The sequence below is a fragment of the Collinsella sp. 4_8_47FAA genome (genome assembly GCF_000763055.1).
In the GTDB taxonomy this organism is placed as follows: domain Bacteria; phylum Actinomycetota; class Coriobacteriia; order Coriobacteriales; family Coriobacteriaceae; genus Collinsella.
On sequence record NZ_KN214136.1, the window covers coordinates 49,792 to 76,168 of the forward strand.

22 protein-coding genes are annotated in these 26,377 nt (G+C 59.9%); all 22 read left to right on the forward strand.

Annotated elements, in window-relative coordinates:
* The coding region (locus HMPREF9463_RS06580) for an arginine deiminase family protein (RefSeq protein ID WP_035137939.1) at positions 1–435 on the forward strand (435 nt) is incomplete at its 5' end.
* A 106-nt stretch (positions 436–541) separates the two neighbouring features.
* Complete coding sequence (gene argF / locus HMPREF9463_RS06585) at positions 542–1,537, forward strand: ornithine carbamoyltransferase (protein WP_035137940.1); 996 nt, start codon at positions 542–544, stop codon at positions 1,535–1,537.
* A gap of 138 nt (positions 1,538–1,675) precedes the next feature.
* Positions 1,676–3,163 (forward strand): YfcC family protein, encoded by a 1,488-nt coding sequence (locus HMPREF9463_RS06590; protein WP_369796801.1) that lies wholly within the window; start codon positions 1,676–1,678, stop codon positions 3,161–3,163.
* A gap of 556 nt (positions 3,164–3,719) precedes the next feature.
* Complete coding sequence (locus HMPREF9463_RS06595) at positions 3,720–5,201, forward strand: DUF1846 domain-containing protein (RefSeq protein ID WP_006234276.1); 1,482 nt, start codon at positions 3,720–3,722, stop codon at positions 5,199–5,201.
* Between the two features lie 249 nt (positions 5,202–5,450).
* Entirely contained in the window at positions 5,451–5,789 is a 339-nt protein-coding gene (locus HMPREF9463_RS06600) for a helix-turn-helix domain-containing protein (protein ID WP_035137943.1), read from the forward strand.
* A 178-nt stretch (positions 5,790–5,967) separates the two neighbouring features.
* The gene (locus HMPREF9463_RS06605; RefSeq protein WP_035137945.1) at positions 5,968–7,629 is read left to right on the forward strand and encodes a CTP synthase; all 1,662 of its coding nucleotides are present in this window, start codon (positions 5,968–5,970) and stop codon (positions 7,627–7,629) included.
* 2 nt (positions 7,630–7,631) lie between these two features.
* Entirely contained in the window at positions 7,632–8,573 is a 942-nt protein-coding gene (gene xerD, locus HMPREF9463_RS06610; RefSeq protein ID WP_198019944.1) for a site-specific tyrosine recombinase XerD, read from the forward strand.
* A 462-nt stretch (positions 8,574–9,035) separates the two neighbouring features.
* Positions 9,036–9,470 (forward strand): division/cell wall cluster transcriptional repressor MraZ, encoded by a 435-nt coding sequence (locus HMPREF9463_RS06615; RefSeq protein ID WP_035137949.1) that lies wholly within the window; start codon positions 9,036–9,038, stop codon positions 9,468–9,470.
* A 20-nt stretch (positions 9,471–9,490) separates the two neighbouring features.
* Positions 9,491–10,456 carry a 16S rRNA (cytosine(1402)-N(4))-methyltransferase RsmH gene (rsmH, locus tag HMPREF9463_RS06620; RefSeq protein ID WP_084591821.1) on the forward strand — a complete coding sequence of 322 codons (966 nt, stop codon included), beginning with the start codon at positions 9,491–9,493 and terminating at the stop codon, positions 10,454–10,456.
* A gap of 90 nt (positions 10,457–10,546) precedes the next feature.
* On the forward strand, positions 10,547–11,017 hold the full coding sequence (locus HMPREF9463_RS06625; protein ID WP_035137953.1) for a hypothetical protein: 471 nt from the start codon (positions 10,547–10,549) through the stop codon (positions 11,015–11,017).
* A 237-nt stretch (positions 11,018–11,254) separates the two neighbouring features.
* Positions 11,255–12,898, forward strand: a complete 1,644-nt coding sequence (locus HMPREF9463_RS06630; RefSeq protein ID WP_232219768.1) for a peptidoglycan D,D-transpeptidase FtsI family protein — start codon at positions 11,255–11,257, stop codon at positions 12,896–12,898.
* Positions 12,899–13,021: 123 nt separating this feature from the next.
* Positions 13,022–14,446, forward strand: coding sequence for a UDP-N-acetylmuramoyl-tripeptide--D-alanyl-D-alanine ligase (gene murF / locus HMPREF9463_RS06635; protein ID WP_035137954.1), 1,425 nt, complete (start codon positions 13,022–13,024; stop codon positions 14,444–14,446).
* 3 nt (positions 14,447–14,449) lie between these two features.
* Positions 14,450–15,469, forward strand: coding sequence for a phospho-N-acetylmuramoyl-pentapeptide-transferase (mraY, locus tag HMPREF9463_RS06640; RefSeq protein WP_035137955.1), 1,020 nt, complete (start codon positions 14,450–14,452; stop codon positions 15,467–15,469).
* A gap of 9 nt (positions 15,470–15,478) precedes the next feature.
* Complete coding sequence (gene murD, locus HMPREF9463_RS06645) at positions 15,479–16,885, forward strand: UDP-N-acetylmuramoyl-L-alanine--D-glutamate ligase (RefSeq protein WP_035137956.1); 1,407 nt, start codon at positions 15,479–15,481, stop codon at positions 16,883–16,885.
* A 9-nt stretch (positions 16,886–16,894) separates the two neighbouring features.
* Positions 16,895–18,415 carry a putative lipid II flippase FtsW gene (ftsW, locus tag HMPREF9463_RS06650; RefSeq protein WP_198019945.1) on the forward strand — a complete coding sequence of 507 codons (1,521 nt, stop codon included), beginning with the start codon at positions 16,895–16,897 and terminating at the stop codon, positions 18,413–18,415.
* Complete coding sequence (gene murG, locus HMPREF9463_RS06655; protein ID WP_035137957.1) at positions 18,405–19,520, forward strand: undecaprenyldiphospho-muramoylpentapeptide beta-N-acetylglucosaminyltransferase; 1,116 nt, start codon at positions 18,405–18,407, stop codon at positions 19,518–19,520. Before ftsW ends, murG begins: the two co-directional genes overlap by 11 nt.
* A gap of 97 nt (positions 19,521–19,617) precedes the next feature.
* Complete coding sequence (gene murC / locus HMPREF9463_RS06660; protein ID WP_035137958.1) at positions 19,618–21,036, forward strand: UDP-N-acetylmuramate--L-alanine ligase; 1,419 nt, start codon at positions 19,618–19,620, stop codon at positions 21,034–21,036.
* Between the two features lie 5 nt (positions 21,037–21,041).
* Entirely contained in the window at positions 21,042–21,953 is a 912-nt protein-coding gene (murB, locus tag HMPREF9463_RS06665; protein WP_035137959.1) for a UDP-N-acetylmuramate dehydrogenase, read from the forward strand.
* Between the two features lie 73 nt (positions 21,954–22,026).
* Entirely contained in the window at positions 22,027–23,178 is a 1,152-nt protein-coding gene (locus HMPREF9463_RS06670) for an FtsQ-type POTRA domain-containing protein (RefSeq protein WP_232219769.1), read from the forward strand.
* Positions 23,179–23,376: 198 nt separating this feature from the next.
* The gene (ftsZ, locus tag HMPREF9463_RS06675) at positions 23,377–24,528 is read left to right on the forward strand and encodes a cell division protein FtsZ (RefSeq protein WP_035137962.1); all 1,152 of its coding nucleotides are present in this window, start codon (positions 23,377–23,379) and stop codon (positions 24,526–24,528) included.
* A gap of 215 nt (positions 24,529–24,743) precedes the next feature.
* Positions 24,744–25,544: a purine nucleoside phosphorylase YfiH/LACC1 family protein gene (locus tag HMPREF9463_RS06680; RefSeq protein WP_035137963.1), complete on the forward strand. Its 801-nt coding sequence runs from the start codon at positions 24,744–24,746 to the stop codon at positions 25,542–25,544.
* Positions 25,541–26,377 carry a phosphate ABC transporter substrate-binding protein gene (locus HMPREF9463_RS06685; protein WP_035137964.1) on the forward strand — a complete coding sequence of 279 codons (837 nt, stop codon included), beginning with the start codon at positions 25,541–25,543 and terminating at the stop codon, positions 26,375–26,377. Before HMPREF9463_RS06680 ends, HMPREF9463_RS06685 begins: the two co-directional genes overlap by 4 nt.

Consider the following 26,377-nt stretch of genomic DNA (forward strand, 5'->3'; position numbering starts at 1 on the left):
TCGCGCGCCTTCATGCACCTCGACACGGTCTTCACCCAGATCGACGTCGATAAGTTCACGATCCACCCCGCCATCATGGGCACCCTGCGCGTCTACGAGCTGACCGCCGGCAAGAACCCGGGCGACGTGAACATCCGCCTGATCGAGGACACCCTCGAGCACGTCCTGGAGGACGCCACCGGCGTCGACCAGGTCAAGCTGATCCCCTGCGGCGGCGGCGACCCGATCGCGGCCTCCCGCGAGCAGTGGAACGACGGCTCCAACACCCTGTGCGTCGAGCCCGGCAAGATCTGCGTCTACGCCCGCAACACCGTCACCAACGACGTGCTGTACAAGGAGGGCCTGGACCTTCTCGTCGTGCCCTCCGCCGAGCTCTCCCGCGGCCGCGGCGGCCCGCGCTGCATGAGCATGCCCTTCTGGCGCGAGGACCTCTAAGTCTTTCCGTTTCCGGTGCGGTCCCCCTACAACCGCACCGGTTTCGCCTGTCAAACGGGCTACACTAATTACTTATGTAATTCATTTCTTCGAAAGGAAACAAACCATGGGTGTTAACCTCTCCGGCCGTAGCTTCCTCAAGCTCCTCGACCTCACCACCGAGGAGATCGAGTACCTGCTCAAGCTCTCCAAGAACTTCAAGGACATGAAGCGCGCTGGCGTTCCGCACCGCTATCTCGAGGGTAAGAACATCGTTCTGCTCTTCCAGAAGACTTCCACTCGTACCCGCTGCGCCTTCGAGGTCGGCGGCATGGATCTGGGCATGGGCGTCACCTACCTCGATCCCGGTTCGTCGCAGATGGGCAAGAAGGAGTCCATCGAGGACACCGCCCGCGTTCTCGGCCGCATGTATGACGGCATCGAGTTCCGTGGCTTTGCCCAGGACGACGTCGAGGAGCTCGCTGCCAAGTCCGGCGTGCCCGTGTGGAACGGCCTGACCACCGAGTGGCACCCCACCCAGATGCTCGCCGACATCCTGACCGTCCAGGAGAACTTCAACTACGACATCAAGGGCAAGACCCTCGTCTTCATGGGCGACTGCAAGAACAACGTCGCTCGCTCCCTCATGGTTGTCTGCTCCAAGCTCGGTATGAACTTCGTGGCCTGCGGCCCCGAGGAGTGCATGCCCGCTGACGACGTCATCGAGGCCTGCAAGCCCATCGCCGAGGCCAATGGCTGCACCATCAAGCTGACCACCGACGTCAAGGACGGCGTCACCGGTGCCGACGTTATCTACACCGACGTGTGGGTCTCCATGGGCGAGCCCGACGAGGTCTGGGCCGAGCGCATCGCTCAGCTCACCCCGTATCGTGTCACCTCCGACGTCATGGCTATGGCCAACCCGGGTGCCATCTTCCTGCACTGCCTGCCCAGCTTCCACGACACCAACACCACCATTGGCGCCGAGAAGTGCGAGCAGTTCGGCATCACCGAGCAGGAGGTCACCGACGAGGTCTTCGAGAGCCCCGCTTCCAAGGTCTTCGACGAGGCTGAGAACCGCATGCACACCATCAAGGCTGTCATGTACGCCACGCTCAAGTAAGAGCATCTAGCATCTCGCTCGGGGTGTATTGCTGCACACCCCGAGCGGTTTTATCTGGTAATAATCTCGCATCAAGCGGCAGGCACGGCACGGAAGAGCCGCTTCGGGCGAGATCAGTAAATGATTTATGAAGGGGGGATGAGAACTATGACTGAGACCGCTAAGAAAAAGCGCGGTATGCCTTCATCGTTCACCATTCTTCTTGCTCTGCTGGCAATTGTCGCAGTGATTACCGTTATCGTCTCCGGTACGTCCGGTGGCGCGGTTACCGCAGCCCGTCTGAGCGATTTCTGCACCGCCCCGATCCTGGGCTTCGCTGACGCTCTGCCCGTCTGCCTCTTCGTTATGATCCTGGGCGGCTTCCTCGGCATGATGACCGAGACCGGCGCCCTGGACAACGGCATTGCCGTTCTGGTGCAGAAGCTTAAGGGCAACGAGATTATGCTCATTCCCGTGCTGATGCTCATCTTCTCCCTCGGTGGTACCACCTATGGTATGTGCGAGGAGACCGTTCCCTTCTACGCCCTGCTCGCCGCTACCATGATGGCCGCTGGCTTCGACCCCATGGTCGGTGCCGCTACCGTCCTGCTCGGCGCTGGCTGCGGCTGCCTGGGCTCCACGGTTAACCCGTTCGCCGTCGGCGCTGCCGTCGACGCTCTGACCGGCGTTGGCATTGAGGTCAACCAGTCCATCATCATCGGCCTCGGTGCCGTCCTGTGGATTGTCACTACCGCTATGTCCATCTTCTTCGTGATGAACTATGCCAAGAAGGTCAAGGCTGACAAGGGTTCCACCATCCTGTCGATGCAGGAGCTCAAGGACGCCGAAGAGGCTCACGGCAAGGCTGCTTCCGAGGTCCACAAGGAGGTCAAGCTCACCGGTCGTCAGAAGGGTGTTCTGATTGCCTTCGCCTTCACCTTCGTCGTCATGATCGTCGGCTTCATTCCGCTGGCCGACCTCAACGAGGGCGTCGCCAACTTCTTCGACGCTGGCGCCGTCTACGACGCCGACGGTAACGCCGTCGTCCAGGGCTGGTCTGCCCTGATCACCGGCCTGCCCATTGGCCAGTGGTACTTCGACGAGGCTTCCACCTGGTTCTTCCTCATGGCCGTCCTGATCGGTATCATCGGTGGCCTGTCCGAGAAGCAGATCGTTAACACCTTCATCACCGGCGCTGCCGACATGATGTCCGTTGTTCTCGTCATCGCCCTCGCCCGTGGTATCTCCGTCCTCATGGCTAACACCGGCCTCGACGTCTACGTCCTCGACGCTGCCGCCAATGCTCTGGCTGGCCTGTCCGGCGTGATCTTCGCTCCCATGAGCTTCCTGGTCTACTTCGGCCTGTCCTTCCTGATCCCCTCGACCTCTGGTATGGCTACCGTCTCCATGCCCATCATGGGACCGCTGGCTGTTAAGCTCGGCTTCTCGCCCGAGGTCATGGTCATGATCTTCTCCGCTGCTATCGGTGTCGTGAACCTGTTCACCCCGACCTCCGGTGCCATCATGGGCGGTCTCGCCCTGGCCAAGATCGAGTGGACGACCTGGCTCAAGTTTGCCCTTAAGCTCATCGTCGCTCTCTCCGCCGTCTGCGCCGTCATCCTGACCGTCGCCTGCGTGCTGCTCTAAGTACCCAACGGGTACCCCACGGAAACCTTGACGATCCTGTAAAGGATCACCTGGTCATCGTCTGTCCGGTGGGGTCAACCCACCGGTAGACTCCTACCTTTAGCCCCCTCCCGTTCCGTGCGCGGGAGGGGGCGCTCTCATGTTGCGCGGTTCTACGAACCGCGCAACCAGTCGACGCTGCGCGCCGCCCAGAACGACAATTTGTCATTCAAAAGGCAAGGCATGACCAGAAGGTCTATGCCTTGCCTTTTGAATGACAAATTGTACGTCCTGGACGGCGCTCGCTGACTTATGCTCAACCTGCGGCGCTGCCATTGTTGCAGGCAGGAGGCAGCTTGCTCGCTCCGGTGCACGTTTGCTGGCTTTGGCTCTGCCTGTGACGTTTCCATTGTTGGTGCGGAGTGACTTGTTCCCTGCTCCAAATTAGCTACCCCGGGTCCCCGGTGGTTGCGGTGGGCGTGTTTGGTTGGTGCCTGTTGATGGTCTGGGTATCGGGGAGGGCGGGCTCCGTTATAATCGCCTAGAACATTAAATGGAAACGGGACGGGAGCCATACATGCGCCAGGGTTTCGACAACGCGAAGTATATCGAGCTGCAGGCCGCTCATATTAAGGAGCGCATCTCGCAGTTTGGCGGCAAGCTGTATTTGGAGTTTGGCGGCAAGCTGTTTGACGACTATCATGCGAGTCGCGTGCTGCCGGGTTTTGAGCCGGACAGCAAGTTTCGCATGCTCAAGAGCATTGCCGACGACGTCGAGGTCATCATCGCCATTAACGCGAACCACATCGAGAAGAACAAGGCTCGCGGTGACCTGGGTATTACCTATGACGAGGACGTCTTGCGCCTGGTCGACCTGTTCCGCGGCAATGGTTTTGCTGTCGCGGCCGTGGTTATCACCCAGTATGCAGGCCAGCCCGCCGCTGACGTCTTCCGCAATCGCCTGAACGCGCTCGGCATTCCTGCCAAGCTGCACTATCCCATCGAGGGCTATCCGCACGACGTCGACCTGATCGTGTCCGACGACGGCTATGGCAAGAACGAGTTTGTCGAGACCACTCGTCCGCTCGTCGTGGTCACCGCCCCCGGCCCCGGCTCGGGCAAGCTCGCCACCTGCCTGTCTCAGCTCTATCACGAGCACAAGCACGGCACCGCCGCCGGCTACGCCAAGTTCGAGACTTTCCCGGTCTGGAACCTTCCCCTCACGCATCCGGTCAACATCGCCTATGAGGCCGCCACGGCCGACCTCGACGATGCGAATATCATCGACTCCTTCCACTTGGAGGCCTATAACAAGACTACGGTCAACTACAACCGCGACGTCGAGGCCTTCCCGGTGGTCCGTGCCCTGATGGAAAAGATCCTGGGCAAGAGCCCCTACCAGAGCCCCACGGACATGGGCGTCAATATGGTCGGCTTTGCCATCACCGATGACGATGCCTGCCGCGACGCTTCCAAGATGGAGATCGTCCGCCGCTACTTTACCGCGGTCGAAAATGTGCGCCGTACCGGCGTGGGCGATGAGCAAGTCGACCGTCTCAAGATCATTATGAAGAAGGCTGGTATCGACAAGAATTACTCGCCGGCACGCTCGGCCGCCCTTACCAGGGAGCAGCTGACGGGTGGCCCCGTAGGCGCCATGGTCATGCCCGATGGCTCCGTGGTGACCGGCAAGACTTCCACGCGCCTGGGCGCCGCGAGCTCGCTCATCATGAATGCACTTAAGCATGTCTCGGGCGTTGACCTTGAGCTCGAGGTCATTAGTGATGAGGCGATCGAGCCTATCAGCAAGCTCAAGACGCATTTCCTGGGTAGCAAGAACCCGCGCCTGCACACTGACGAGACGCTTATGGCGCTCTCGATCACCTCGGCAACGAGCGAGACGGCGGCCCGCGTCCTTTCGGGCCTGGAGCAGCTGCGCGGCTGCGATGCCTTCTTTAGCGTAATCATCTCGCCGACGGACGAGACGGTGTTGCGCAAGCTGGGCATCAACGTGTGCTGTGAGCCCAAGTTCGAGCGCCGTGGTTTCTTCCACCGCTAAGCCTGGATAAATTGGTCTGAAAGGGGCACATCGGGTATGCATTCGGTGCGCCCCTTTTATCAACAAAGCTACCGTTTAACCTAAAAATAGCCCGCTTACCTGCCTATAAGCAATTTGGGCGGTATACAATAACCCTAATTGTTTCATCCTTTTGCGGGGATGCCGCATGATGGATGTTGCCGGCCATCATGGGGTGTGCCGGTCGCGCACGGTGCAGGTGATGCCCGTGCTCGGTTTGAGGAGGCTGCCATGGCTGGCAAGGGTCGTGCGAGTGTCAACGATATGAAGCGCGTCGAGGTGCAGGTGCTGATGGAGATCGCACAGCAGTCCGAAGACAACGGCGGATTTTATGGCTTTTCGCGCAAGACGCTTGCCGAGCGTGTGGGGGTGTCTCCGTATCGCGCCCGCGCGGCAATTGAACGCTTGGAATCCGAAGACATCATTGAGGTCGTCTCGCGCTACAGCGACGACGGCGGCCAGCTCGCAAATGGTATTTGTCTCACGGAGCGTGGCGAATGGTATCTAGAGGGCATCCGTGCCGGCATACTCGTGCAGGACTTGATCAAGGACGAAGTCGCCGATCGATAACGGCGCGCATTCATAGTGGAAACGACGCCGCCTGGGCAACCGGACGGCGTTTTGTTTCGAGATGGAGAAATGCGATTGCGCGTAAGAAAAATTGCGTGCGGCGCGCGTCGCGAGTATTACAATGAAGACCCGTAAGATGTGTATGGACAACTTCTACGGGAAGCGCAGGTAACTCAATATGACCAAGCATGTGTTCGTAACCGGTGGCGTGGTTTCGTCTCTGGGCAAGGGTATTACCGCGGCCTCGCTGGGCCGTCTGCTCAAGTCGCGCGGGTACAAGGTGACGATGCAAAAGGCCGACCCGTATCTGAACGTCGACCCCGGCACCATGAGCCCGTTCCAGCATGGCGAGGTCTTTGTGACCGAGGACGGCTACGAGTCCGATCTGGACCTGGGCCACTACGAGCGCTTTATTGACGAGAACCTGACCCGCGATTCCAACTTTACGACTGGTGCCATCTATAAGAGCCTGATCGCCCGTGAACGTCGCGGTGACTTTTTGGGCGGCACCGTGCAGGTGATTCCGCACGTCACGAACGCCATTAAGGATAAGTTCCGTCGTATTGAGGAGCAGACCGGCTCCGACGTGGTCATCACTGAGTTGGGCGGCACCATCGGCGACATCGAGTCGCAGCCGTTTGTCGAGGCCATCCGTCAGTATCGCAAGGAGGCCGGCCCCGAGAACGTCTGCTACATCCACGTTTCGCTCGTTCCCTATATCGCCGCCGCCCACGAGGTCAAGACCAAACCGACGCAGCACTCCGTCAAGGAGCTCCGCAGCTTTGGTATCCAGCCCGATATTATCGTCCTGCGCTCCGATCACCATATCGACGACGCCATCCGCGGCAAGATTGCAAGCTTCTGCGACGTCGACACCGACTGTGTCTTTACCAACGAGGACTGCGCGAGCATCTACGATGTTCCGCAGCTGCTCGCCGAGCAGGACTTTGACCTGCGCATTTGCGAGCGTCTGGGTCTTGACCCGCGTGAGCGCGACATGAGTCAGTGGAACGAGTTCCTGCGCAAGCAGAACCATGCCAACCAGCACGCCGACAAGGTGAAGATCGCCGTCGTGGGCAAGTATACGCAGCTGCCCGATGCCTACCTGTCGGTTATCGAGGCCCTGCACCACGCGGGTGTGTTCTACGATCGCCACGTTGACGTGCAGCTGGTCGATGGCGAGAGCCTCGATGAGCAGAACGTCTCCGAGGTCCTGGGTGACGCCTCGGGCATCTTGGTCCCTGGCGGCTTTGGCAAGCGCGCCCTGGAGGGCAAGATCCTCGCGGCCGAGTTCGCCCGCGAGCACAAGATTCCGTATCTGGGCATTTGCCTGGGTATGCAGGTGGCCGTGTGCGAATTTGCCCGCAACGTGGTCGGCCTTGCCGGCGCCAGCTCTTCCGAGTTCGATCCGGATGGCCCGTATAGTGTCATCGACTTGATGAGCTCGCAGGAGGACGTGACCGAGAAGGGCGGCACCATGCGTCTGGGCGCCTATCCGTGCAAGCTTGCCGCCGATACCCTCGCGCGCGAGGCATATGGCGAGGAGCTCGTCTACGAGCGTCACCGTCACCGCTTTGAGTTCAACAACGCCTTCCGTGACCAGCTCGAGGGCGCTGGTCTGGTTATCTCGGGTCTTTCGCCCGACGAGCGCCTGGTCGAGATGGTCGAGCTGCCGCGCGACGTGCATCCGTGGTATGTGGCAACCCAGGCTCATCCCGAGTTCAAGAGCCGCCCGACCAACCCGCAGCCGCTGTTCCGCGAGTTCGTGCGCGCCTCGATCGGCCAGCATGAGGGCGTCGATCGCTTGCAGGTGACGCCCAAGAACCTCGCTACGGACTAAGGGTGCCGGCGAATAAGGAACATACCGAAGCTACTCCCTCGTCGCTCGCCGTGGCGGCGGGGGAGTATCTCGATTACCTCGCGGTCGAGCGGGGCTTGGCGCGCAACACGATTGCGGCCTATCGTCGTGACCTGACGACGTACTGCGCCTATCTGGAGCGGGCTGACGTTGCGTCTTTTGAAGAGGTGACCCGTCAGGTCGTGGAGGGCTTTGTTGCCGATCGCCGCGACGGAGGCTATTCCGACGCCTCGGTGGAGCGCACGCTTGCTGCCGTGAAGGGCCTGCATGCCTTTTTGGTGTGCGATGGGGCCGTGGCCCAAAACCCGACGGCGGCGTTGCGCCTGCCCAAAAAGGCAGATCGCCTGCCGGAATACCTTTCGGTGGAGGACGTCTCGGCACTGCTCGATCAAGACTTTCCCGAGGGCGAGATGGGACTGCGCGATCACGCCATCTTGGAAGTGCTTTACGGTTGCGGCTTGCGCGTGAGTGAGCTGGTTGGGCTCGATGTGGGCGATATCCATATCGATGACGGGTTTGTCCTGGTGCGCGGTAAGGGCTCCAAGGAGCGTCTGGCCCCGTTGGTGGGAAGCGCGGCTCGTGCCTTGGCACACTATATAGGTGACGGGCGCACGCTCCTGGCCGCCCATGCTCACGGGACGGAGACCTCGGCGGTCTTTTTAAATAAGAACGGACGTCGCCTGTCGCGCCAGGCCGTGCATGCGATATGCGAGCGGTATGGGCGCCAGGTGGGGCTGATTGGGCTCCATCCCCACACCCTGCGCCACTCCTTTGCCACCCACATGCTCGCGGGCGGTGCCGACCTGCGTGTGCTGCAGGAGATTTTGGGCCATGCCGATATTTCGACCACGCAGGTCTACACGCATGTCGACCGCACGCAACTGACCGAGGTCTATCTGGCGGCGCATCCGTTGGCACATCGCTAGCACCTCGCTGACCTGCATATTTATAAATGTTAAAGGGGACGGGCCCCAGATTGCCGAGACGCACTTTTGCGCACATGGGCAATCTGGGGCCCGTCCCATTTTTCGCCAGACACCGACGCGTTGGTGGGCCGTGTGTACCGTGGGTGGGGGAGTTTGGGGGCGATGTGAACGGTGTGTAAAGGGACGTAAAAATCGCCTCAAGGTCAACTTGAAGGTTGAGGTTCGCGGGCGTGGTTCTACAGGTGGCATCCCGCCTTTGCTGCAAACACAACATATTGTGTTTTCGAACATATGCTCGGGGGTGTTTTACAACATATTGGGGGTGTAGTGGTGGGGTGGGGTGGGGGAAGGGGTGGGGAAAGGTGTTGAAAAATGGGGCGGTTCCCCATATTATTGATGACGTCGACAGGCGGGGTGGTTCCCCGCGTACGTGCCATCTGAGTAACCGAGGGGAGGGCGCACATGGGAATGACGGGTGCATACGAGCGCAATCTCGATGCAAAAGGTCGTCTATCCCTGCCTGCACCCCTTCGTGAGGAGCTTGGAGAGCACGTTCGCGTGTTTAAAGCCCTGGATGTCGATGCTCTGTACGTGTTCTCTGCCGAGGCCTTCGATAAGTGGGTCGAAGGACTCTTCGCGGGTCGTGAGGGCCACGAGGGTTTTAACCCGCGTGACATCAACGACCAGAAGCTCATGAGGGCGATCAACAAGCGCACCACGTCGATGGATGTGGACAGCGCGGGTCGTATCGGTCTTTCTGAGTCTCTCCGCAAGCAGGCGAACCTCGACCGCGAGGTCACGGTTGTGGGCAACTACGACCACCTTGAGGTTTGGGACCGCGCTACGGCCGATGAGGACGATGATGACGAGGCCCTGCTGGACCTCTTCTTCTCGTAAGGGCAAGGCACGAGTAACGGATGGAGCGTGGGATCTTGACACAAGAATATCGGCATGAACCTGTCATGCTCGACGAAGTGCTTGAGTCGCTGCAGCTAAAGAGCGGTTCCGTCGTCTGCGACTGCACCCTTGGCGGTGCCGGCCATTCGGTAAAGATGGCCGCGCAGGTGGGGGAGACCGGCCTTTTGCTCGGCGTCGATCAGGACGACATGGCCCTCGAGGCCGCTGGCGCCCGTCTGGACCGCGAGGTTCCCGGCGTACCGCACCAGCTGCTGAAGGGCAACTTCGGCGACTTGGACGAGCTGCTTTGCTCGGCCGAGGTGCCCGGGGTCGATGGCTTCCTGTTCGACTTGGGCGTTTCGTCGCCGCAACTCGATATCCCTGGCAGGGGCTTTTCGTACAACGAGGACGCCCCATTGGACATGCGGATGGATCCGGGTAACAACACCTTAAACGCAGCTGAGGTCATCAACACCTATAACGAACACGACCTCGCCCGGATTCTACGCGTCTATGGCGAAGAGAAGTTCGCCTCGCAGATCGCGCGTGAGATCGTGCGCCGCCGCGAGCATGAGCCGATCGAAACCACCGGTCAGTTTGTCGAGATCATCAAGGCTGGTATCCCCGCTGCCGCTCGTCGGCATGGCGGACACCCAGCCAAGAAAAGTTTCCAGGCCATTCGCATCGAGGTCAATCACGAACTCGATGTGCTCGAGCGAGGGCTTGACGCCGCCACAAGGTGGCTCAACCCGGGTGGACGCATCTGCGTCATCTCGTATCACTCGCTCGAGGACCGTATCGTAAAGAACCACTTTAAGGAGATGAGCCAGGGGTGCACGTGTCCGCCGGAGATTCCGGTGTGCGTGTGTGGCAACGTGCCGATACTCAAGGTCATCACCCGCAAACCCTTGGTTGCCCAACCCGATGAGGTTGCGCGCAACCCTCGGGCGAGATCAGCCAAGATCCGCGTGGCGCAGCGTCTGTAGGCGCGACCCCGCGAAATTGGACCTCCCGCTCGCACCACAAACGAAGCTTAAACACACTACCAACGTACTCGGGATGGGAGGCGGCATATCATGGGCTATAACACCTCAAACGCAGCACTCGCCTATGATATGAACGCCATGCCCGCCTACCGCGAGGCACCGCAGGCGCCCGCTGCCCCTCGTGAGCAGCGCACGCCGCGTTTTGATGTCTACACGGGCGCGGGCCGTCAGGCAAACCAGGCGGTAAGCCCGGTTTTCATGAGCGTTCTTAAAACGGTTTGCATCATTGCGGCTATTTTCATGACGATCGGTGTCGCGCGCGTGGCACTTGCCGGTGTTACGGCCCAGGTGCTCAACGGCAACGCCGAGCTTACCAGCACGCTCGAGAAGGCGACCGACGAGAGCTCTGACCTCGAGGTCATGCATTCGGTCTATGGTGCTGACACGCGCATTCGCGATCTTGCGGGCGCCTATGGCATGGTGGAGCCCAGCGAGAGCGTTACGCTTGACTTTTCGCAGGATGCAGCCGCGGGCGCTAGCTCGACTGCGGCCGCTCACTAAATTAGACGGTAGCTGAGTATGACAAATGACTATCGCCGCGGTCGCGACGGGAACCGCGGGTCTGGACGTCCCTCCTCGCAGGGGCGTTCTGGTTATCAAGGAACGGGTCGGCCATCTTACAACGCGGGGCCGTCCTATGGCAATGACCCTGCGTCGCGTCTTCGCGGCTCGGGTGGACCTCGGGTGCGCAATGCGGGCGCGCGCAAGGGGTCGTCTGAATGGGTTACGGGAACGTCGTTGCCTCGCCGCGATGTCGTTCTGGGCTTTATTGGGGTTGGCCTTGCCGCGGGCGTCTTCCGTCTTGCCGACTACCAGATCGTGAACGCTGGCAAGCTGCGTGAGCGTGCGGACGCGCGCCGCCTGCTTGCACAGACGCTCTATGCCAAGCGTGGCACTATCTACGACCGCAACGGCAACGTGCTGACGTCGTCGGTCGAATGCCGCAATGTCGCCGTGAACCCTCAGCTGGTCGAGGATGTCGACAAGACGGTTTCGGCGCTGGTCAAGGCTACCGGTATCGATAAAAAAACTTGCCGCAAGCTGGTGCTGTCTGATGGTACCTGGGTGTATATCAAGCGCCAGGTTGACGAGGATGACGCTGCCGCCCTAGAGAAGAAGAATCTACCCGGTGTGCTCTTTGAGCAGGCGATGAAACGAGTTTACCCGTATGGAAACCTGGCTTCTCAGGTGCTGGGCATCGTGAATGTGGACAACGTTGGCCTGACGGGACTCGAAAAACAATACAATGAGCTTCTGACTGGAACGAATGGCTCTCTTGTGCGCGAGCGCGCAAGAGATGGCGGCTATATCGCGGGCGGTGCCTATAAAAAGGTTGCCGCGGTCGATGGCGTGGACATTGTGACGACGATCGACGTCAACATTCAGCGCGCGGCGGAAGACGCCTTGGCCGAAGCGGTTGAGAAGACGAAGGCAAAAAACGGTTCGGCCCTGGTGACCGACCCGACGACTGGAGAGATTCTGGCCGCTTGCTCGTATCCGACCTATGACCAGACCGATTTGGAAAACGCCAAGACCGAGGATATGAACCTTCGTCTGGTGACGGATGCCTACGAGCCCGGTTCGGTCTTTAAGACGTTGGTGGCGGGCGCCGGATTTGATTTGGGTGTTGTACGCACGAGCACATCGTTCGAGGTTCCGGCGAGCATCAAGGTGGGCGGCGATACCGTTTCCGATGCCGACAAACGTGATTACGCCATGACAATGGACGTACGCGAGATGATGCGTCGTTCGTCCAATGTCGGTTTTGTCCTGGTGGGGCGCAAGATTGGTGCCGATGATTTTGCGTCCTACGTGGACAAATGGGGCATTGGACACAGCTCGGGTGTCGATTTTCCGGGCGAGAGTTTGGGTATTGTCAAGAAACGTGATCAGTATGATGGTGCCACCTTGGGTGCGATGAGCTTTGGCCAGGCGCTGTCCGTGTCGCCGATTGAGGTCGCGCGTGCCGTGGGCGGTATTGCCAACGGCGGCGTGATGATGACGCCGCACTTCTATAAGTCCAGCAAGGGCGATGAAAAGGATTGGGGCGAGGGCGATCGCGCGATTTCCGAGGAGGCCGCCTCGCAGGTGACATCGTGTATGCAGACAGTCGTTGCCGAGGGAACGGGCGATGGCGGTGCGGTGGACGGTTACGACGTGGCGGGCAAGACCGGTACGGCCGAGCGCGCCGATGAGAACGGCGGCTACCTCAAAGATAATTACATGTCGTCCTTTATGGGATTTGCCCCGGCGCAGTCGCCCAAGGTTCTGTGCTACATCACCCTCGACGGAACCCCAGCTAGCTCGCATGCCGCCGCGGTGCCGTTCCAGTCCATTATGGCCAACGCGCTTGACGTGCTGGGTATCCCGCGCACCAAGTAGGGGGTTACAATCTATGGAGTGGCCAGCCAGTTAATCCGGGGTGTTCACACGCCCTGCACCACGCATGGTTGGCGCTGGGATACAATACGCCGATAGCATTATTAGGTTTACAGGGGAGCTGCAATGATAGAGATCGCCGTCAACAACCTCGCGGCCGTAACAGGGGCCCGAACCGTGACGGGAGAAGCCGATCGGGTATGCCGCGGTTGCGTTATCGACTCACGCCAGGTTGAGGAGGGTGCGATATTCGTCGCCTTCCCGGGTGAAAAGGTCGACGGCAACGACTTTGCTTCCCGTGCCATCGAGTCGGGTGCCGGCGCCGTCGTGATGACGCGCGAGCCCGATGCCGAGCTGCTTTCGCTGGCCCAAGAGAAGGGCTGCGCCATCCTGCATACCGATGACCCCGAGGAGTTTTTGCTGCGCCTGGCTCACGCTTATCGTTTGGAGCTTGGCTGCTTGGTGATTGGCATTACTGGCTCTATCGGCAAGACGACGACCAAGGACGTGCTCGCCGCGGTACTCTCCAAGCGCTATCGCGTTTGGGCTACCAAGGGCAACTACAACAACCTGATCGGTATGCCGCTCACGGTACTGGCGGCACCTGCCGACACCGAGGTTCTGGTGCTTGAGATGGGCATGAACCATTTCCACGAGATTGAGCGCCTGTCTCAGTCCGCCAATCCCAACCTTGCCATCGTGACTAAGATTGGCACCTCCCATATCGGTATTCTGGGCAGTCGCGAGAATATCGCTCGTGCCAAGTCGGAGATTGTTGACGGCATGTGCGCCGCCGGCGACCTTCTCCCGTTGCTGGTTTTGGGTGGCGAGGATGACTTTACCCCGTTCATCCGTGATACCTTCGCCGGGCCTGCGGGCATTGACGTGATGCTTGCGGGCGTCTCGGACGACGACGAGGTCCGCGCGCGCGACATTCGCATTGACGACGAGGGGCGCCCGGTCTTTACGCTCGATTTTGGCTTGGGTGAGACCATCGACACCCTGCTTGCCATTCCCGGCGTGCAGTCCGTCCCCAATGCCGTCAAGGCCGCAGCGGTTGCCCACCGTCTTGGCGTGACGCCCGAGCAAATCGATACCGCCTTTAGGGGTCTTACGATTACCGGGCATCGTCAGGAGATCAAGCGCGCCAAGAGCGGCGCTCGTGTCATCGACGACTCATATAACGCCAGTGCCGAATCGATGGCGGCGGGCCTCGACCTGCTGTGCTCGCTTTCGTGCACGGGTTCGCGCATGGCCGTTCTAGGAGAGATGGGCGAGATGGGCGACGAGGCCCCTCGCATGCATGAGCTGGTAGGCGCCTATGCGGCGGCCAAGAAGCTCGATATGCTCGCATGTGTCGGCGGTGAGCTTGCCCAGCGTATGGCCGAGGCCGCGCGCATGATGGGTATGGATGAGGACCGCATCCAGGTGTTCTCCGACTATCAGCAGGTGCTCGACCGTATGGGCGGCGCACTTGAGAAGCATGATGTCGTGCTGGTCAAGGGCTCCCGCTTCGTTGAGCTCGATCGCTTTGTGGAAGGTGTGTGCTAGTCCATGTTCGGCAATCCTTCGTATCCTACGTACCAGGCCTTTTTGGGATTGGGTATCGCCGCTATCATCGCGATGCTGCTTATGCCGTGGTGGATTAAGCTCCTGAAGGTCGAGGGCATCGGCCAGCAGGTTCGCGCCGATGGCCCCAAGCGCCACCTGATTAAGCAGGGCACGCCCACCATGGGTGGCGTCATCATCTTGGTCGCCGTTTCGCTGACGTGCCTTCTGATGGGCAAGCTTACCACCGAGCTCGTGCTTGTGCTGCTCGCCACGCTGGCAACCGGCGTTCTTGGCCTTATCGACGACCTGACTTCTGTCACGCACGGCCGCTCGCTCGGCCTGACGCCTCACGCCAAGATGATCGGCCTTACTCTCATCTGCGTTACCTTTACCGTGCTTGCCGTCAACTGGTGTGGTGTTGCCCCCGAGATTCGTTTCCCCGGTGGTTTGTCGATCGACCTCGGCGTGCTTTCGGCCACCATTTGCGGCCTATCTTTCCCGTGGCTCTACCTTGTCTTTTGCTGGCTGATGATCGCGGGCCTTTCCAACGCCGTAAACCTCACCGATGGCTTGGACGGCCTTGCCGGTGGTACCTCCATGATCGCTATGCTGGCCATGGCTGCCATGGCGTTTTTGCACGGCGATGTGAACCTGTCCATCTTCTGCACGGCGTGTGCCGGTGCCTGCCTGGGCTTTTTGTGGTTCAACTGCTATCCGGCGAGCATTTTTATGGGTGATACCGGCTCACTGGCGCTGGGCGCCGCTTTTGCCTGCACCTCCATCATCACCAATACCGAGGTCGTTTCCCTCATCATCGGCGGTCTGTTTATCGTCGAGACCTTGTCGGTCATGATCCAGGTCGTCTACTTCCACTTTACACACAAGCGCGTCTTTCTCATGGCGCCCATTCATCATCATTTCGAAAAGAAGGGCTGGGCCGAGACCAAGGTCGTCATCCGTTTTTGGATCGTCGCCGCGGCCTTCGGAGCCTTGGGTCTCGCTTTGTTCTTCCAGTTGGGATAGTGGTCTTTCATGCCTCTTGCTGATGTCTTTAGCCTGCTCGTTTTGGGCCAGGGTAAGTCCGGTCTTGATGTCGCTCGCTGGGCGCTTGCGCATCCCGAGCGCGTGAGTGCGGTTACCGTTTACGGTGGCGGCACGTCCGAGCCCAACGATGCCACGCGCTCGCTCGAGGCGCACGGGGCATCGTTTGTCTACGGAACCGAGCAGGTCGAGGGCGCGTTTGATGTATGCGTGACGTGTCCGGGCATCTCGGAGTTCTCGGCATTCTTTAAGGCTGGCCGCGATCACGCTGCTCAGATTATGGGTGAGCCCGAGTTTGCCTACCGCCTGTCTCCCCAAAATTGGATTGCCATTACGGGCACCAACGGCAAGACGACTACCACGTCGCTGACCGATTTTCTGCTCAAGTCGGCGGGCGAGGCGAGCGTTGCTGTCGGCAATATCGGTGAGCCTCCGGTGAACGAGATTGATGGCCGCGCGCATAACGAGTGGTTTGTGGCGGAGCTTTCGAGCTATCAGATTGCAACGACCCAGGAGCTTCACCCCCGTGTGGCGGTGCTACTCAACATTACCCCCGACCATCTGGGCTGGCATAAGAGCCATAAGAACTATGCACTCGCCAAGATTAAGCTCTTCGAGAATATGGTCGACGATGACCTGGTGATTGTTGACGTCGAGGATGCCGGCATCCACGAGTTCGATGAGTACATCTATGTTCCGGGCCGCCGCATCTGCAAAGTTGCTTTTGACGAACCTGCGGGCGAGGATGCCGCATTTGTGCGCGATGGCAAGATGGTCGTTCGCCTGAAGGGCGTCGAGACCACGCTCGTCGATACGTCCGAGCTTAAGATTTCGGGCCATCACAATGTAATCAATGCCCTGTGTGCTGCCACGGCGGCTCTGACTGTTGGCGCCGATGTCGACGGTGTGTGTCGCGGCCTGGCCTCGTTCCAGCCGCTGGAGCACCGCGTTGAGCCCTGTGGCGAGATCGATGGCGTGCGCTACGTCAACGATTCCAAGGCAACGAACACCGATGCGGTCGAAAAGGCCCTGACGGCGTTTCCCGATGACGATGTGATTTTGCTGCTCGGCGGTCACGATAAGGGTACACCACTTGAGTCCTTTGCCCGCGTTGTGATGGATAACGTTCGCTCGGTGGTCTGCTTTGGTGACGCACGCGAGCGCTTTACCGCCGCTATGGACGAAGCGGATGTCGACGGCGATGTCGATATCGCCCAGGCCGACGACCTGCGCGATGCCGTGGACGTTGCCCGTTCGCTCTCGAGCCGCGGCGATGTGATCTTACTGTCGCCCGCCTGCTCTTCGTTTGATGAGTTCTCGGGCTACGAGGAGCGCGGCCGCGTGTTTAAGGACTATGTGGCCCAGCTTGCCGCTGCGTCCAATACACAAATGGAATAGGGGTTGCCGGTGAGAGAGGAGAGCCCCCGACAGAACATGAGGAGGCCCGACTCGGACCGTGCTTCCTCGCAGCGCAGCACGCCGCGTGCCGGTCGTGGCGCGCAGGGCATCGGTGAGCGTTATATCGCCGGCGTCCCCGCGCGCATCATGCGACCCCGCTTGGTCTTTTTGACCTGCCTGTTCTCGCTGGTCTGTTTTGGCCTGCTTATGGTGTACTCGGCTTCTTCAGTCGAGGCACTTCACGAGAACGGCTCCGCGACCTACTTTTTGTTTCGACAGTTTATGTTCACTGTCGTCGGTGTTGCCGCCCTCGAGTTCATCGCGCGCGTTGCACCTGACAGCTGGTTTGGCGAAGGGGCGCTTAAACTTGCTCTTATCGCTATGATGATCTTGCTGCTTGCGGTGTTCCTTGTTGGTAGTGGCAGCCGTGGCGCTACGCGTTGGCTGAGCATTGCCGGCATTCAGTTTCAACCATCGGAGTTTCTCAAGCCGTTTGCCATTGCCTATTCGGCCATTATGCTCGACCGTGTGTTTTCGCCCGGTGGCAACATCAATGAGTTCCTTAAGAACATGGGTCTCTATTTGGGCCCTTCGATCTTCTTGATTTTTATTCAGCCGGACTTTGGCACCATCCTGATTATTCTGTTGACGATCATGTGCATGGCGCTCTTTGCCGGCCTTGACCCAAAATTCATTATTGGTGCGATTCTTGCTGGTGCCGTCATCATCGTGATCGCTCTTGTCGTCGAGCCGTACCGTATGGTGCGCATTCAGGTTCTCTTGAACCCTTGGGCAGATGAATATGGAGACGGGTATCAGGCAACGCTCGCCATTATGGCGTTTGCCTCGGGCGGACTGTTCGGCCGCGGTATCGGCAACTCAACCATGAAGTACTCGTATTTGCCCGAGGCGCACAACGACTACATCCTGGCCATCATTGGCGAGGAGGTTGGCTTTTTGGGGACGCTGCTGTTTTTCTTGGTGTTTGCGATGCTGATTTACTCGGCGTTTCGAATCGCCGAGCAGGCTACCGATCGTCGCGGGGCGCTCATGGCTTCGGGCTCTGCGGTTATCCTCGCGGTGCAGTTTTTGATCAACGCGCTGGGTATTCTCAACGTGTTTCCCATGACGGGTAAGCCACTGCCGTTTATCAGCTATGGCGGCTCGTCGATTATCGTGTCGCTCATGCTCGCCGGGCTTATCTTGCGCGTCTCGCACGAGAGCGCTCGACGCGATGAATACGATCGTCGCCGCGATAGTTTTGCCGTTATGGACGAGAGCACCGCCGGGGTTCCCCATGTGCGTGGGGAGCGTTCGTCGCGTGGCGGTTTTACCGTCTTGAACGGTTTTGCATCGGAGTCGGATGCTCGTCCCCGGCCACGCTCGGCGACACAGGGTCGCCCGCAACGACCGACGCCGCGCAATACGGGCGGCGGATATAATCGAATCGACCTGAATTCGGACCCATCGGCGCGCTTGCGCACCGACGAGCAGGGACCGCGCGTACGAAGGGACTACCATGACCGATAACATGACCGTTGCTATCGCAGCCGGCGGCACGGCGGGACATATCAACCCCGCACTCGCCTTGGCTGAGGAGCTGCGTGACCGTGGCCACCACGTTGTGTTTGTGGGCCAGTCGCATAAGCTCGAGGGTCGTCTGGTTCCCGAGGCGGGGTTCGATTTTGTGCCGATTACGGTTACGGGCTTCGACCGCTCTCGCCCTTGGACGGCATTGAGCTCGCTGTGGCGTGTCCATAAGGCGAAGCGCGCGCTCGGCAGCCATTTTTCCAAAGCCTGCAAGCCCGATGTCGCCATAGGTTTTGGCGCCTATGTCGAGGTCCCGCTTCTGGGCTGGTGCAAGGACGCTGGCATTCCGTATCTGCTGCACGAACAGAACTCCGTCCCGGGCCTTGCTAACAAGATGATGAGCTCGCATGCCGCCCGCGTTTGCATCTCGGTGCCGGCAGCGCGCTCCGTGTTTGAGCGCGAGGGCGATCCTGACCATGTGCTCATGACCGGCAACCCCGTGCGCCGCTCTGTGATCGAGGGCGACCGGGTTCGCGGCCGCAGGGCTCTCGATGTGCCCGAGGACGCCACGCTCCTGCTGGTCTTTGGCGGCTCACTTGGTGCCCAGCATCTTAATGAGCGCGTGGCTTCGCTTAAAAACGAGTTGCTCTCGCGCGAGAATCTTTATGTTTTGCATTCGACGGGCGCCGATGGCTTTGAGGACACCGAGCGCGCTCTTGCCCTGACGCCCGAGGAGGCCAAGCGGTATCGCGTCCAGCCCTACATCGACAATATGGGCGATATGCTGGCCGCGGCCGATTTGGTCCTCTCGCGCTCGGGCGCTTCGAGCGTTGCCGAGATCGCCGCTCTTGCCACACCTTCGGTGCTGGTGCCGTATCCTCATGCGACGGCCGATCATCAGACCACCAATGCCCGCTATCTGGTCGATGCCGGTGCCGGCGTGCTCTGCGCCGACTCCGATATCGATACCCAGGCGTTTGCCGATGAGCTGCTGCATCTTATCGATGATGCGCAGGCGCGCGATGCCATGCGCCAGGCGGCTCGCGGTTTGGCCCAAGACCGCGCTGCCGCCCTTTTGGCAGACGCGGTAGAAGGATTGCGTTAGTTAGACGGGATATCGCGGGTCGCCCTCGCGCGGATGCGGTAGGTGCGGTACAGTAGACGGGTTACAGGCAGTGTTTACGCAAGGAGTACACGAGCACATGGCTGATTCCCAGACTGCAACCTCCGCGCCCGATTTCAAGAGCGCCCATTTTATCGGTATAGGTGGCGCCGGCATGAGCGGCATCGCCCTCGTCCTTCACGAGCGCGGCTATGTCGTTACCGGCTCCGACCTTAAGACGTCGCGCTATATTCGTCAGCTTACCCGCGCCGGCGTGAAAGTGCATGTGGGCCATGAGGCTGCCACCATCGACGAGGTCAAGCCCGACGTCGTCGTGGTCTCTACCGCTATTCCCGAGTCCAACCCTGAGCTCGTCCGTGCGCGCGAGCTGGGTATTCCCGTGTGGCCCCGCGCCAAGATGCTCTCGGCTCTGGGCCACGGCTACACCACCGTCGCCGTCGCCGGTACTCACGGCAAGACCACGACCTCATCGATGTGCGCCACCATGCTCGACCGCATGGGTTTGGACCCCAGCTTCCTGATCGGTGGCATTGTCGAGGGCTACGACACCAACGGCAAGGACGGCTCGGGCGACTATTTTGTCGCCGAGGCGGATGAGTCCGACAGCTCCTTCCTGTTCCTTAACCCCAACGTGGTCATTGTGACCAACGTCGAGGCCGACCATCTCGATCACTACTCGGGTATCGAGGAGATCGAGGCTACCTTCGCCAAGTTTATGAGTCTGGTGGGCGAGGACGGCACGGTCATCGTCTGTGGCGAGGACCCGCATCTGGTCGAGCTTGCCAGGTCGACCGGTCGTCACGTGTTCTCCTACGGTTTTGCCGAGACCAACGACATCGTCTGCGTGCATCCGGACGTCCAGGGCATCCAGAGCGACTTTGTCGTCCGCTTTGAGGATGGTACCGAGCACGCCGTCGAGATCAAGAGCAACCCCGGCCGCCACAACATGCTCAACGCTACGGCGGTTCTTACGGTCGCTCATGTTCTGGGGCTCGATATCGACGCCGCCGCAAAGGCGCTTTCGAGCTTTGAGGGCGTCCGTCGCCGCTTTACCCATGTGGGCGATATCGATGGTATTACCGTGGTCGACGACTACGGCCATCACCCCACCGAGATCAAGGCGACGCTTGCCGCCGCCTCGTCGCTGGGTTATAAGCATGTCGACGTCGTGTTCCAGCCGCACCGCTATTCGCGTTTGCAGGCGCTGTGTGATGACTTTGCCGATGCCTTCGCCAATGCCGATAAGCTGCTGCTCATTGATGTGTTCTCTGCCGGCGAGATGCCGATCCCGGGCGTTACCTCCAAGATGCTCGCCGACACTGTGCGCGCCAAGCACCCCGGCAAGGAGGTCGTGTACTGCTCCAGCCGTCTTGAGCTCAATCGTGAACTCGAGAAGATGGTAGGTGAGGGCGATCTTCTGCTTACCATGGGCGCCGGCGACGTTACGACCGTTGGCCCCGAGTTCATCGAGTATCTGACTGCCAAGAAGGACGCTTAAACCCCATGGGTCTGTTTAACGCCGTCATGGCGCTTTCGGGCATGATCGATACGGACGTAATCGAGGATGAACGCCTCGCGCGCCATACGAGCTATCGTATCGGCGGCAAGGCGGACCTCTTTGTGACGTGTCACAGCTATCATGCCCTGCGCCGCGCCGTGGCGGTGCTCGACCGTGAGCAGGTGCCGTGGGTCATTATCGGCAAGGGATCTAATCTGCTTGTTGCCGATGCAGGCTATCGCGGCGCCGTTATTTCGCTGGGGCGCGAGTTTCAGCGTACGGTTGTCGCCGATGACGGTTGTACGCTGACGGTCGGTGCGGGCGTGATGTTCGCACGCCTGGTCAATGACGCGCTGTCGCGCAGCCTTTCGGGCCTTGAGTTTGCGGTCGGTATTCCCGGCTCCGTTGGCGGCGCCGTGTCCATGAATGCCGGCACGCGAACCGAGTGGATTGGCTCGCTGGTCGAAGATGTCGTTACATTTGACCCGGGCTCCGGAATCAAGCATTATGCGGGCTCGGAGATCGCTTGGGGCTACCGTGAATGCAGCCTGCCGCGTAACGAGATCATTCTGGAGTGCGTGCTCAAGCTCAAACCCGCTCCCAAGGTCGATATCCGTGAACGCATGGAGCGGTACCTGACGCGGCGCAAGCGCACACAGCCCATGGGCTGTGCATCCTGCGGGTCGGTCTTTCGCAACCCGCCCGATGCGAGCGTGGGTAAGCTCATCGAGGATTGTGGATTAAAGGGTTTTTCGGTTGGCGGCGCGGAAGTTTCGCCCGTACACGCTAATTTTATCGTTAATAACGGAACCGCCTCGGCCGATGATGTGGCCGCGGTTATCAGGCATGTGCACGGAAAGGTGAGGGAGGCGTATGGCATCGAGCTCAGACCGGAAGTTAAATTCCTCGGCTTCTAGAGCATCGAAACCAACCTTCCGCCGCGCCGGAGGGCGTTCCGGCGCACCGTCTCAGCCTCAACGTAAATCTGTCATGCCTTCTAAGCCCGTCGAGTCCGTGCGGCCTGCCAAGCGTCCGTCTGCCGGTCCGCAGCTTGGCGGACGCTCCACGGCCAAAAAGGTTACTCGTCCGGTGGCGCGTCCCTCGTTGACGCCCAAATCGGCGCTGGGCGCCAAGCCTTCTCGCCCCATAGCGTCGCCCAAGCCATCGTTGGGGGCAAAGGCGACGCGTCCCGGTCGCACGCTGAGTGCATCGAAGCCGCGCTCGCTGACGTCGGTGCCGGCTTCCGCAAAACCGCAATCGGGTAAAAAGGGTTCTACTCCGCTGTCGTCGGTCGGCGCCCTGGCAAATCATGCAGTGGGTGCCGCTTCTGCCGTTAAGGGCAAGGGCAAAATCGTGGGCGGCATCCTTGCCGCTTTGGCAGTGCTTGCGGTCGTTGCCATCGTTGTCATTAACTCTGGCCTGTTCGCTGCCACCGATATTCAGATTCAGGGCAGCGAGCATGTGACCAAGCACGATGCTATCCAGCTGATCGATCTGCCCGAGAACACGTCGCTGTTCAATGTGAATCCCGACCAGATCACCGAGGGCCTCAAGCAAAATCCGTGGGTCTCGGGCGTGGATGTCCAGCGTCAATTTCCCCATACGCTCATCATCACGCCGACGGAACGCAAGGTTATCGCAATTGCCTACATTAGCTCCGACGATCTTGCATGGGCGATCGGGGACGATGACACATGGATTGTACCGCTGTCTACCTCGGTCGATGTTGACGACCAGGGCAACGTCACCGCAACGGGGGAGGGTGCCAACACCCTGACCGGTATCGATGCCGCCCTGGCGCTCGCCAAGCATTACGGTGCGGTGCTGCTGACCGATGTCTCGGCCGATGTCGCACCGGTTTCGGGGCAAGCGGTAAATTCCAAGGCAGTCAACGCCGGCCTGGATTACGTCCGCGGTTTCTCGAGCGAGTTCCTGGGCCAGGTCAAGGATATTTCCACGCCCTCGGTCGAGGCCATCTCGGCGAACCTCGATAATGGTATCGAGGTGTCGCTCGGCGATTCGGACGACATCGCTAAAAAGGAGCGTATCGTTACCAAGTTGCTTTCGCAGGTGGAGGGCGTGACGTATATCAACGTTCGATCTCCTGGCAACTATACGTTTAGGAACGCGCCGACCTCGTAGCGTCTTCTAGCCTTTGTTGACGGGGCATACCGCGCCGTTTATCTGGTTTGTTTGGTTTTCACCGTCAATTATTTGACTGATGCGTTCATAATGTGCAAACATAATACGGTTTACCTTTGCATTTACTTTCAACTTGAAGGTTAATGTGCGCAGGGGTCAACCCATGCTATGGCTATAACCTTTGTTCGGAGGACCGACATGCACGAGACAGAGATCAACAACTACCTTGCCGTCATTAAGGTGGTCGGCGTCGGCGGCGGCGGTACCAACGCGGTCAATCGAATGATCGAAGAGGGTATCCGCGGCGTCGAGTTTGTTGCCATCAACACCGATGCTCAGGCACTCGCGATCTCTGATGCCGATATCAAGGTGCACATCGGCACCGACCTGACCCGCGGCCTGGGCGCTGGCGCCAACCCCGAGGTCGGCCGTAAGGCCGCCGATGAGTCCCGCGACGACATCGCCGAGGCGCTCGCTGGCGCCGACATGGTGTTCATCACCTGCGGCGAGGGCGGCGGCACCGGTACCGGCGCTGCTCCCATCGTTGCCGATATCGCGATGAACGAGGTCGGCGCGCTGACCGTCGCCGTCGTGACTAAGCCCTTTACGTTTGAGGGCCGCAAGCGCAAGAAGAGCGCCGAAGAGGGCATTAAGACGCTTTCCGACTGTGTCGACACCATGATCGTTATCCCCAACGACAAGCTGCTCGACATCGCCGAGAAGAAGACCACCATGCTCGAGGCCTTCGCAATCGCCGATGGCGTCCTTTCCCAGGGCACCCAGGGCATCACCGACCTCATCACCGTCCCCGGTATCATCAACCTGGACTTCGCCGATGTTAAGACCATCATGAAGCAGGCCGGTACCGCTATGATGGGCATCGGTACCGCTTCTGGGGACACCCGTGCCGTCGACGCCGCCCAGCAGGCTATTTCCAGCCCGCTGCTCGAGAGCTCCATCGATGGTGCCACTCGCGTCCTGCTTTCCATCGCCGGCTCCAAGGACCTGGGCATCCAGGAGATCAGCGACGCTGCCGACGTTGTCGCCAATGCCGTCGACCCCGAGGCCAACATCATCTTCGGTACCGTTGTTGACGAGTCCCTGGGCGACCAGGTGCGCATCACCGTTATCGCCACGGGCTTCTCCGACTCCAACGTCAACCGTCAGGATGAGCTCTTCGCTGCTCAGCAGTCCCAGAGCAAGGCCGCTTCCGCCGAGCCGCAGCGCACTGCTCCTGCCACGAGCCCGGCTCAGGCAGCTCCGACCCGCAACGTCGGTGGTACCGAGCTCCCGAACTTTGGCAACGACCAGTTTGAGCTTCCCGACTTCCTCAAGCGCGGCAGCTTCTAGTTCGTTTTTCTTAACGACCTGCATGGGGTGCGTCCGATTGGGCGCACCCCTTTTTGTTGCGTTTCGCCTTTGTAAACGAAAGCCTCCAATCTCCTTACGTTCCCTTTACGTTTGGTCCCTACCGCTGCGGGTATCCTTTTGATGAAGTATGGCAGCCGTATGACACGGACTGCAGCGGCGTCGCCGCGATACTTGTGTTATTAGGAGGCTTTAGTATGGCAGCACGTGCGGACAACGTTTCGCGTGTCGACCATGATGGAGTTACGTTGGTAGAGGGCGCGACGCACGATGTTCGCTTTGCCTTTACCGAGCGCACCGGTGGCGTTTCCGAAGATGCGTACTCCTCGCTCAACCTGGGCTCGCATGTAGGCGATGACCCCTTTGCTGTTCAAGAAAATCGTCGTCGAGCGCTCGAAGCCATGGGCGCCGCTGAGTGCGACCATAATCTGCTCGTCCCCAATCAAGTACATGGTGACCATGTCGTGACGGTGACCTCGAACGGTGCCGAAGATCTCGAGAATATTCGCGAGCAGATTGCCGAGGGCTGCGATGCCATCGTCTGCACGGTCCGTGAGGTGCCCGTGATGCTTTGCTTTGCCGATTGCGTTCCCGTGGTGCTGGTGGCTTCCGGTGGCTTTGCCGTGGTGCACTCTGGCTGGAAAGGCACGATTACGCGCATTTCCGCCAAGGCGTGCCAAGCGCTCTGCGAGGCGGCTGGCTGCAAGCCGGATGACATCTCTGCCTATATTGGCCCCCATATTCTGGGCGACGAGTACGAGGTCTCTCAAGAACTTATAGACCGCTTTGCCACCGAGTTCGCGTGCATCGATGCTACCGCTTCTCGTATGCTCGATCTTTCCGCCGCCATTCACGAGGCGCTTATGGACGCCGGCGTCGAAGCGAGCTGTATTGTGGACACCAAGCTTTCCACCGTTCGTCAGAACGATCGTTTTTATTCCTACCGCAACGAGGGTGGCACCTGCGGGCGCCATGCTGCGATCGGTGTGATGCTATGAGAAAGATCGCATCGGTCCTGAGCGCGGCAGTTCTCATGCTCACACTGTGCGCCTGCTCCTCGGGATCTTCTACGTCTTCTATTACCGTTGCCGGCTCGACAACCTGCCTTCCCATTGCCGAGATCGCGGCCGAGGGCTTTAAGGAAGAGACCGGCATTGACGTGCTCGTCTCCGGTCTTGGCTCCTCTGCAGGTATCGAGGCCGTCAGCAACGGCACGGCCGACATCGCCAGCTCGTCTCGTGGCCTCAATGACGATGAGCAGGATTTGGGCCTGACCCCGATTGTAATCGCGCACGACGGCATCGCGGTCATCGTGAACGACGACAACCCGGTCGACAATCTCTCGACCGAGCAGCTCCGCGATATTTACGCCGGCAAGATCACCAACTGGAAGGAAGTCGGCGGAGAGGACCTGAAGATTCAGGTTATCAACCGCGACGAGGCGTCCGGTACGCGCGAGGCCTTCCGTACCATCGTGATGGACGGCACGCCGTTCGATCGTCGCTCGGCCGTTCTTTCGGGTACGGGCCAGGTACGCGATGTCGTGTCTCGCTCGCGTGGCGCCATTGGCTACATCTCGCTGGGTTTTGTCGAGAGCCTCAACGCCAAGACCTCGGTTAAGGCCGTTTCGGTCAACCATGTCGAGGCATCCGAGAAGACGGTCGCAAGCGGCGGATATCCCATCTCGCGCGACCTTTACTTCTTCGTGAAGGGTACGCCTTCGCAGCAGGCGCAGGACTACATTGACTATGTGACGTCCGAGAAGATGGACAAGCAGATTCGCGAGGCGGGCTTTATTCCCGTCACCAACGACGGAAAGGGGAGTGAGTAG